The sequence below is a fragment of the Nocardia sp. NPDC058666 genome (genome assembly GCF_042714895.1).
In the GTDB taxonomy this organism is placed as follows: Bacteria; Actinomycetota; Actinomycetes; order Mycobacteriales; family Mycobacteriaceae; genus Nocardia.
Genome location: NZ_JBHXRY010000028.1, coordinates 1 through 8,678 on the forward strand (window position 1 = coordinate 1; position 8,678 = coordinate 8,678).

Below are 8,678 nucleotides of genomic sequence, written 5' to 3' on the forward strand. Positions count from 1 at the left end.
CCTCGAAGGTCTCGCCCTTCTTGGCCGCCTGGAAGACGTGAGGGTTGCGCCACTTCGGACGGCCCTCCCAGATCTCGTCTGCGCCCCGCTGTGAGCGCTTGCGCAGCACATCGGCGGTCGGCGGGAACTCCGAATGCTCGTACCGGCCCCCCACCCGCGATTCCTTGAACAGCTTCATGACGTCCGGGATCGCCGACTTGATCAGCACGGCCTGGGCGGCCTCCACGTCACCCTCGCACTCCTGCAGAGCCGCGTGGACATTGCCGGCGATCTGATCGGTCAACGTCCCGGACGCATACGCTCGCGGCCCCCGCACCACGGCCGGACCCGCCTTGGTCGGCCTCTCCTTGACCGGCTCCGGCGCAGGTTCGGCCTCCGGCGCCGGGGCCGGCGCGACGGGCTCCGCCGTGGCTTCCGGCGCGGGGGCCGGAGGCTCGGCGGGAAGCTGCTGCGGAACGGGGGCCGGTGCGGGTGCTACCGGGGTTGCGGCGGCGATGGCTGCCGCGCACTCCTCAGCGCTCAGGTGCTGTGGGAACCCATCGACCTCCTCGCTGCACGGCTGCCCGCACAGGACGCACGGCACTATGGGCGCAGCGGTCGGCGGGGAGGGCGCCTGCGGGGGCTGAGCGGGGAGCTGCACGGCTGGGAGTGGCAGTTGCGCGGCTGAGGCGGGGGGCGGGGCGGGGATGCCGGAGGGGCGCAGTGCGAGGGTCGAACCGTGGAGTACGCCGACCGCGTGGGTGGGGCCGGCCAGCAGGTCCAGGACGTGCAGGCCGAAGTGGGCAGCCAGGCCGTCGACGTCCTCCAGCGACCAGTGCTGACGCCCCGCCTGCTTACGGGAGACCTGCGCCTGCGACAGGCCGAGGGCCTCGGCGACGACGTTCTGGCGTACACCGGTCCGCGTCATCAGCGCGGCGACCGTCAGCCTGAGGAGCTCTTCCGTACCCATCACCATCATGCAACCCTAACCCAGTTGATGCGAATAACGCATGCATGATGCGCAAATGAATCTCTTGGTTAGTGTCGATCATGAGCCGTGGCCGTCCCGGCCTTGATCCGGTGCCGAGGCGGGGCTGCCTCCTGAGCCTCCGAAGCTTGTCGTACGCCGCCAGTTGGACGGCGTACGACAAGACCTTCGACAACCGGCCCGTAAGCGACCCGTGGAAGACATCGCGCAGTGGTTCGCCAACGAGCACGGCTGGCCCGGATCACGGATGCACGGGATGTAGCCCGAGGGGGGATCGCACGCTGCCGTGAGGCCCTCCCAATCCCCCCAGCCGCGTACCTGAAGGTCGGTAGGCTGCCGCACTACAAGCACCGTGCAAGGCCGGTGCCCGGAGATTCTTGGGGGCCCCGTGGCAGTCTCCTTCGCCGTATCGGAAATCAGGTTCGTCGAGGGAACAGTGATGGCCCCGCCGGCCAACGGGATGACCCTGTTCATCGGGCCCAACAACTGCGGCAAGACGGCGCTCCTGCGCGAACTCTCGCCCCGGATCACCAACCCAGCCGCCCTCCAACATCCGCCGCTGTGGATCCGGCAGGTTCTTTCGTCGCATGAAGGGTCGGCCGAGGACTTCCTGCTGTGGGCGAAGGGGCGGGGTCATCGTTCGTTTGATGTCTACGGCGAAGCACATCTGCGTGGGGGGACGAACGCCGCGGGCTCGCTGTCGGAATCGGACGCCAAGAACTGGTGGACCCTAGGCGAGTACGACTACCTGCACAGCCTGCTGGTGACCGCGCAGTGGACCGACAGGCGGCTTCAAGGGCGCTCAGACTCTCAACGGTGGGACCATGCCGAGCCGGCTGCGGAACCCGTTCAGTTCCTCTATGAGGACCCCGCTCTCCTGAAGGCGTTTGCCGCATACACCCGGGAGGCTTTCGGCAAGGAAATCTCCGTGGACTGGACAGTGCCAGGCCTCCAGCTGCGGGTGGGCGCAACCGGGATACCCGACATAGCACCACCCACACCCGAGCTGGTTGCCGCCTACCGCCGGCTCCCCCCGCTCGTGACTCAGGGGGACGGTTTCCGGGCCTTCGTGGAGATCCTCCTGAACACCGTGCTCCGGCCCACCCCTGTCATCGTGATCGATGAGCCGGAAGCCTTCCTCCACCCCCCTCAGGCGCGCTTGCTCGGGCGGATCCTGGCGCAGCTGCCGGGACAGACTCAGATGTTCGTCGCCACGCACAGCGCCGACTTCCTCGCCGGAGTCCTTGAAGCGGAACAGGCCCGCCCGGTGTCGATCGTCCGCCTCGATCGGTCATCAGGGACCTCTGCCGCCCGGCTGCTGAACCCGGACGCGGTACAGGGCCTGCTGCGCACCCCCCTGTTGCGGTACTCGAACCTGTCCTCGGGTCTGTTCTACGACCGGGTTGTACTCTGCGAAGCCGCCGGTGACTGCCAGTTCTACGCCGCGGCCTTTGACGCCACCAAGGATGCAGGGGCCGCACACGACAACACCCTCTTCCTCCACACCAGTGGCAAAGCGCCTCTGGCCGACACCGCGCGGCGGCTACGGCAGTGCGGTATCCCCACCGCGGTCATCGCCGACTTCGACTACCTCCGGTCTGGTCTCGCCGGGGCCGTCACGAGCCTCGCCGGCGTCACCGAGCACCTGGACCCGGACCTCAAATGCCTCCGAGAACATGCGGCCGGATCCCGGAGCGAGACCTCCGCAGGCGGCTTCAAGACCGAGATGAACGCGCTCCTGAAGGGCGTCAAGGCCAGTGACCCGCTTCCGGATCGGGTCCTCGGTGAGCTCACCAAGCTGGCCAAGGGCGGTGACCGGTGGGGGGACCTCAAGAAGTCCGGCCTGGCCGGCCTTCAGGGCGATCCGTACAACGCTGCGGAGCGCCTGCTGCAGGCGGCCGCCGACTTCGGCCTCTTCGTCGTACCCTGCGGCGAGCTGGAGTCCTGGGTACGTCAGGTGCCCCGAGGCGACAAGGGGCTCTGGTCTCAAAAGGTCTTCAATGACGGATGGCACGCAAAGCCGACCGACGAGCTGAAAGCCTTCTGCAGCAGCATCCGCGCGTACCTCAGGGATGGAGCGGCGGACTACGCCCGAGCCGCAGCACAGGCCCTCCAGGTCAGCTCCCGCCTCGACCGCGAACACGCTGTCGTCACCAACAGCAGCGACGCCCCCCTAACGGAAGTACGGGTCATTCGCGCCACCTATACCCACGGCGGCCGCCACCACATCCAACCGCTATGGGACACACCCGAAAGCAAGACCTTCGGTGTCCTGCCGGCGGGAGACGAGTTCTCCGTGCCGCTCTTCCTGATGAGCGACGGCGAGGGATATGAGGGGTTTCTCCCGCAGGGCTCCGCGGACCAAGAGCTCATGGTTCACTTTCGTGACCGTGCCGGCCTGTGGTGGGAACGCATCGGCGACAAGCCTCCCACCCGGCTGCCCTCCGGCCCTTCCGAACCCGACCCCGAGCCGCAATAACCGGCCATCACCCCACCTCGTCGACAAGCATGACGTGCGGGGCGCCGCCACCGATTTCCACCAGCTCACCCCTTCACAGCTGCTCAGGTGCGTCGCCCCACGCCAGTGACACTGCACCTCGTGGACTCTCCAGAGGCGCCGGGGGCCCCTCAGATGCCTCCGAGTCGGCGGCATGCTGCCTCGACCAGGGCGCTGCCGGAGTGTGCAAGGGGGTCGGTCAGGACGGCGTCGATGACGTGGGCGGTGATCTGGGCGAAGGCGCGGAAGTTGCCCCGGGCGCAGCGTTCGTCGGCTCGGGCGATGTGCTGTGGTGGCACTTTGCCCCAGAGCGGGTGGAAGTCGGGCAGGAGGGCCTGGGCCTGTGTGCGGGTGAGTGGCGGGATGTGCTGGCGGGTCAGGATGCGGGAGGCGAGCTCTGGTATCCGCTGGAGGGCTCGGGTGCTTCCGGTTCCGGCCAGGATGAGGGTGGTGGGTGCGCCGGGGTCGGCTGCCAGGCGGCACAGGTATTCCAGGGCGGGTGGGGACAGCCGCTGGATGTCGTCGTACACCAGCACGTGCGGGCTGCGCAGCGCGGTGGCCAGGGCCTGGTCGGTGGTGTTGCGCCGGGTGGCGGGGCGGACCTTGAGTGCGAGTGCTTCGGCGATCGCGTGGCGCAGCTGGGCGACGGAGGCGCCTACGGGTATCGGGACCCGGCATACGGCCGGGCCGCGTGGCAGGAGGGAGAGGGCGTACTGCAGGGCGATCGTCTTGCCGGATCCCGGGGCGCGGTCGATGTTCATCACGCCGCCGGCGGCCACGACGTGCCGCAGGGCGGAGGCGGTCTGTTCCAGGGCTTCGGTGACCACCACGTCCGCTTCGGGGATCAGCGTGTCCACCCCGCTGTCGCACAGTCGGGGCACCATCCCACCCCGCCCATAGGCCCGCACCGCAGGCACGACGGATGAGTGACATCCCCACCGGCCGCCGGCCCACCAGCGGCAAGCCGTCTGGCGGGGTGTCAACCAGCGACAGGGCCGATCGTGACCGACCCCGGGCCGAGGCCGCTGCCCCACCGTCGCGCGGCCCGCCCATCCGCGGCCGAGCAGCCCTCCCGACGGTGGAGGCCCCGCCCGGACCGACACCGTCGGGAGCAAGCACCTGGCACCGCGTCTGGACTGGCATCAAGCGCGCAAACATCGTGCGCACCGGCCCACGCGCGCTCCCGACCGTTCCACGCGTGTCTCACAGTCCTCGCTAGGCCAGGCCCCCGCTACCCGTTGCTGACAACCGCCTCCGTCGAGGGCGGCACCGGCCCCTCGACAGCTCTCCGCGTTCGAGTCCCGTCGTCCCCGGGCGGTGTGGACGGCCTTCTTCAGCTGCGGCGGGTCTTGCGCCAGCCGAAGGGGCCGGGAAGGTTCATGGACGTGGTGCGGGACCCGTTACTGCTGCGGGTGCGGCGGGGTCCGTGCTTGCCGCCGGTGGTGATCGACCACGACTTGCGGTTGATATTGAGCCGGACGCCGGGCAGGATCCTGAAGCTCTTGCGGAATGTCAGGGGCACGACCCTATCTCCCTCGTAGACGCAGTGGCGGCCCGAACTGCCTGAATTCAAGGCCGGTTGCCATACGTGTGTCCTTTGCCGCCCTTTTCATGCGCCGATCGCCGGCACCGGGGGACGCTCCGGCAGGCGCAGCGGGGCTTGGCTGACGGGTGCACCCGCTGGGGCCGTCCCACTCCACCAGCTCGGCCACCCTGCCCCGCTCAGGCACCGGCCCACCCCCACGGCGCACAACCCCACAACGCCTTTGGTTGGACCGCCCGGACACGCCGCGGTCAGCCCCGGGGCGTGGTGACGCTGAGCGGCGGCGTCATCGTCAACGTTGACGTCAACGCCTGGATGGCCGGCCACGTCCACGGCGAGGACGGCTGCACCGGCTGCCAGGACAAGCGGCCCACCGGCACCGACTGGCAGGCCCGGATGGACACCATCAGCGCCATGCAGCCCGACATCACGAAGTGGTTCAACCGGGGCTGGACGTCCGCCCTCAACGACACGGGCTACGGCGTCACCCGACGCTGACCCAGGGCGTGCTCACCCAGTGGCCGCGGAGCAGGCGCCGCTTCGGGGGCCCGGCGGTGGCGCCGCTCCGGTCTCAGCCGCGCGGCCGGTTCGGGCGGTGCGGACGGTGGGGCCGGCGCCTGCCCGGTGAGGGGTCGGGGGCGGCCTGCGGTGAGGAGAACCCGCCCGGTACCGCGGTGCGCTGCGGCGGCTGCTCCAAGGAAGGGGCCGCCGGGGTGGGGACGGCCGACTTGGCCGTGGCCAGGATGGTGATGTGCGGGATGTTCCGGGCGCAGGTCTGGCAGACCTCGGCCAGTGTCCAGACCTGGCCGACGGCCGGGTTGTGGACGAGGACCCGCAGGCTGGTTCCCGCACAGTGGACGGGGTTCTCGTGGAGGGCGCACTGCGCGCTGCCGCAACTGCAGGCGGCGTTGGGGCGGGTGCCGGCGAGGCGTCCGTGGGCCTTGATGTGCTCGGCGGCGAAGCGGCGCATGCCTGCGGCGTCCTTGGAGCGGGGCGGCATCCGGCACGCGGCGGTGCTGCAGGTGACGGACACGGTGTGATCGTGGTGGCCGGTGAGGCGGACCGTCCAGGTCCGCCCCGGCACGCGTGCTCCGGGCATCAGGGTCAAGTCGGGGTCCTGTCGTTGGGCTGATACGTGCCGACGTTCTGCCGGCTCGTGCAGGGGGACGCCGTGCCGAGGGAGAACGTCCCATGGGCGGCGCGGGGCGCTCTGGTCGGAGCGCGCGCAGGACGGCGACTACCGTGCCGAGGATAACGGCGTCGTCGCCGGGGATTCGGCTGATGCGCCGCGTCGTGCGGAATGAGCCAGACCCGGCCGTTCTCGCGGCGCAGCCGCTTGACGGTGGCTTCGCCGTCCAGCGTTCGCGGCGCGGCGCCCGAGCGCCCGGTAGAGCTGCTCCAGCACGCACACCACGTAGGCGTCGCGGTCCACCGCGCCCGGCGGCAGGTGAGGGTTGGAGAACACCGCCTTCTTCCACGCCGACGGCACCAGTTTCTGGTCCACCTCGCGCGGCAGCAGCGGCTTCGCCTTCACCTTGCGCCGAGCAGGGACAGGAACGGCCGCACCGTGTTGTATCGGCCGGCCGGCGCGCGGCGCACCTGCGCCTCCGCCTCGTCGTCCCCGGGCGGCAGCAGCTCGTCCAGCAGCGCGCCGCTGCGGCCTCAGCCTCGGCGCGCGGAGGTGGCCTCCTCCTCCAGGGCCCGGAACATCGCCGCCGCGTCCAGATCGGCGCCCGTCTCGGCGACCAGATCACGCATCGTCGGCTTGCTGGCCGCGGACCGGAGGACCGGCATGCTGTGGGGGCCCCGCGGGCGGCGGCAGCATCGGCATCTTCTGAGTCGGCGGTGCGGGTGGCTGCGTAGGCCAGAAGCGAGCCTTGTACTCCGGGTGGCTCCCGCACTGGCCCTCGACCGGATCCCTGTTGCGGCGCGCGACTCGCCCCGCGGGCCTCCTGTACATCGCCCATGCTGAGGAGGAGGGCGCTGTCGGCCCGAGACTTGTCCTTGAAGGGGCCGGGGGCGCCTGAGGGGAGGAAGTCATGCGCATGAGAAGAATGCTGGGACTCGCCCTGGCCGCACTCACCCTGGCCGGCGCGAGCGCGGTCGGTGCTGTCAGCGCTCAGGCCGCCGTGTCTCCGACCATCACCGGGGAAGAATGCGCGGCTGCGGGTGGGCAGGTCAAGGAGAACCCGTACAGGGCCTCCACCTGCGTGTTGCCTGACGGAAGTCAGCAGACGATCACGGTGGGTTGACGTCAAGTTCGTCAAGTTCAAGCCGTGAGGCCATTACATGGCGCCTGCTTGGACCATCCCCCGCGGGCGCGGGGTCGACTGGGACGGCGGCCGAGAAGCCAAGGTCCAGATCGGAACATCCCCGGGCGCGGGGTCGATACTTCCTGAGCTGCTGTTTCATCAGCCCGGGTGGCTGTTCCCATTCAGTTGCTTCGCGGCGGAGGAGACCTGCCAGTACAAGTTGACAATCCTTTATCGGCGGAGCGGCGCGGCACCACGCTATCGCCCCGCCGACCGCAATCCGAGGTCAGCGCAGGAGCTGGGTGGCCCCGGTGCCAAGTCTTCGCTTGCCGCAACCGGACCACGCCGTCATCGCCGCCCGTGGCAGCTGCTCACGGGTGCACGTCCTGCTCCCCTGGGCCCGGGGCGACTGGGGTGAAGCCGGCTGGCGGGGAGCGGCAGCCGGCATGACGGTGTGCACGGCCAGCCTGAGCCACACCGCCCACAGGGCGGCGTCGATCCAGGCTGCGCCCCGGGAAGCCCACGCCCAGTCCACGACGCGGACGCCGTCGCCGGGGACCAGGACGTTCGTGGGGAACCAGTCCGTGTGCAGCAGCGCGTCGCCGTCGAACGCGTCGGGTTGGGTGTGTGCTCCCACGTGCGGTCCGGCATGGTCCGCACGGTCACCCCGGCGGGGGGGCCGTGAGCTGCGACGGCCGGGACAAGGTCTCGGCGACCTGCGGGAGGTCTGGGGAGCCGGGCGTGTAGTCGGCATGCCGGCCGTCACCGTTGCTCACTGCGGCTGGAGTGGAGATGGAACGACTACGGCTACCGCCCTGATCCGCCGGACAGGTCCTGGGCGCCGCCGTTGCGCGGGGTCCTCGATACCTTGATGAGCGCCGGCTGGGTGACGCCTGTCGCGCGGAGAGCGTCGATGAGGATCTCAGTGACCCAGGTGGCGCAGTCCAGCGACCACTCGCGGGCGGTGCAGCGGAAGGACTGCCCGTACCGGAGGTGGCCCGTTTCCGTCTCCCCGGCCAGGGGCAGCGCCAGCCCGGACTCCGGGGTGGCGTCATCGGACGGCTCCGGCTCGATGGTGAGTTGCCCGTACGAGCTCTCACGGGCGGCCGCGAGGATCTCGGGCATCCGACCTGGGAGGTCGGCGGTCTTCGTGCCGGCGACCGAGACGGTGAACCCGGCCGAGCCGACGGGATCGGCGAGGGCGAACCACTCGGCGGCCACGGCCAGGTCGGCGCGGGCGTCCGGTGCCTCGTACAAGGGGGCTACGGTGTGCAGGCCGGTGAGGCGGAAGCCGCCGACGCGGTGGAGGGCGTCGCCGAGCACTGTGGCCATCGGGAGCACGGGCAGGCGCTGCCCCGGCGGTGCGTCGGCGACATCGACCTGGAGCCAGGCGAGTTGCCGCACCCTCTCGTCCTCGCC

At 70.3% G+C, this 8,678-nt stretch carries 11 protein-coding genes and 1 pseudogene; 3 read left to right on the forward strand and 9 right to left on the reverse strand.

Going from position 1 to position 8,678, the window contains the following annotated elements; translation table 11 throughout:
- Positions 1-907, reverse strand: a pseudogene (locus ACFWVD_RS27760) (hypothetical protein); the annotation flags it as partial.
- Between the two features lie 448 nt (positions 908-1,355).
- Between ACFWVD_RS27760 and ACFWVD_RS27765 the strand changes: the two are divergent.
- Positions 1,356-3,446, forward strand: coding sequence for an ATP-dependent endonuclease (locus ACFWVD_RS27765; protein WP_379247750.1), 2,091 nt, complete (start codon positions 1,356-1,358; stop codon positions 3,444-3,446).
- Positions 3,447-3,595: 149 nt separating this feature from the next.
- Here ACFWVD_RS27765 and ACFWVD_RS27770 read toward each other — a convergent pair whose 3' ends face one another.
- Positions 3,596-4,381, reverse strand: a complete 786-nt coding sequence (locus ACFWVD_RS27770; RefSeq protein ID WP_379247752.1) for an AAA family ATPase — start codon at positions 4,379-4,381, stop codon at positions 3,596-3,598.
- A gap of 416 nt (positions 4,382-4,797) precedes the next feature.
- Entirely contained in the window at positions 4,798-4,986 is a 189-nt protein-coding gene (locus tag ACFWVD_RS27775) for a DUF4236 domain-containing protein (protein ID WP_030390221.1), read from the reverse strand.
- Between the two features lie 285 nt (positions 4,987-5,271).
- Here ACFWVD_RS27775 and ACFWVD_RS27780 point away from each other — a divergent pair, with 285 nt between their 5' ends.
- Entirely contained in the window at positions 5,272-5,505 is a 234-nt protein-coding gene (locus ACFWVD_RS27780; RefSeq protein WP_379247754.1) for a hypothetical protein, read from the forward strand.
- Between the two features lie 73 nt (positions 5,506-5,578).
- On the opposite strand, the gene ACFWVD_RS27785 is transcribed toward ACFWVD_RS27780, so the two are convergent.
- The 4 genes from ACFWVD_RS27785 to ACFWVD_RS27800 form a co-directional block, all read right to left on the reverse strand.
- Positions 5,579-6,115 (reverse strand): hypothetical protein, encoded by a 537-nt coding sequence (locus ACFWVD_RS27785; RefSeq protein WP_379247756.1) that lies wholly within the window; start codon positions 6,113-6,115, stop codon positions 5,579-5,581.
- Positions 6,112-6,339: a hypothetical protein gene (locus ACFWVD_RS27790; protein WP_379247769.1), complete on the reverse strand. Its 228-nt coding sequence runs from the start codon at positions 6,337-6,339 to the stop codon at positions 6,112-6,114. The genes ACFWVD_RS27785 and ACFWVD_RS27790 overlap by 4 nt, the downstream gene beginning before the upstream one ends.
- On the reverse strand, positions 6,245-6,541 hold the full coding sequence (locus ACFWVD_RS27795) for a hypothetical protein (RefSeq protein WP_379247758.1): 297 nt from the start codon (positions 6,539-6,541) through the stop codon (positions 6,245-6,247). The genes ACFWVD_RS27790 and ACFWVD_RS27795 overlap by 95 nt, the downstream gene beginning before the upstream one ends.
- 128 nt (positions 6,542-6,669) lie before the next feature.
- On the reverse strand, positions 6,670-6,801 hold the full coding sequence (locus ACFWVD_RS27800; protein WP_379247760.1) for a hypothetical protein: 132 nt from the start codon (positions 6,799-6,801) through the stop codon (positions 6,670-6,672).
- 251 nt (positions 6,802-7,052) lie between these two features.
- Here ACFWVD_RS27800 and ACFWVD_RS27805 point away from each other — a divergent pair, with 251 nt between their 5' ends.
- Entirely contained in the window at positions 7,053-7,259 is a 207-nt protein-coding gene (locus tag ACFWVD_RS27805) for a hypothetical protein (protein ID WP_379247762.1), read from the forward strand.
- 286 nt (positions 7,260-7,545) lie between these two features.
- Here ACFWVD_RS27805 and ACFWVD_RS27810 read toward each other — a convergent pair whose 3' ends face one another.
- Positions 7,546-7,896, reverse strand: coding sequence for a hypothetical protein (locus tag ACFWVD_RS27810; RefSeq protein ID WP_379247764.1), 351 nt, complete (start codon positions 7,894-7,896; stop codon positions 7,546-7,548).
- A 170-nt stretch (positions 7,897-8,066) separates the two neighbouring features.
- The coding region (locus ACFWVD_RS27815) for a hypothetical protein (protein WP_379247765.1) at positions 8,067-8,678 on the reverse strand (612 nt) is incomplete at its 5' end.

Excerpts from the sequence above, each read along its gene's own strand:
- ACFWVD_RS27800 (WP_379247760.1), bottom strand. The coding sequence starts at position 6,801 with ATGCCGGTCCTCCGGTCCGCGGCCAGCAAGCCGACGATGCGTGATCTG.
- ACFWVD_RS27805 (WP_379247762.1), top strand. The coding sequence starts at position 7,053 with ATGAGAAGAATGCTGGGACTCGCCCTGGCCGCACTCACCCTGGCCGGC.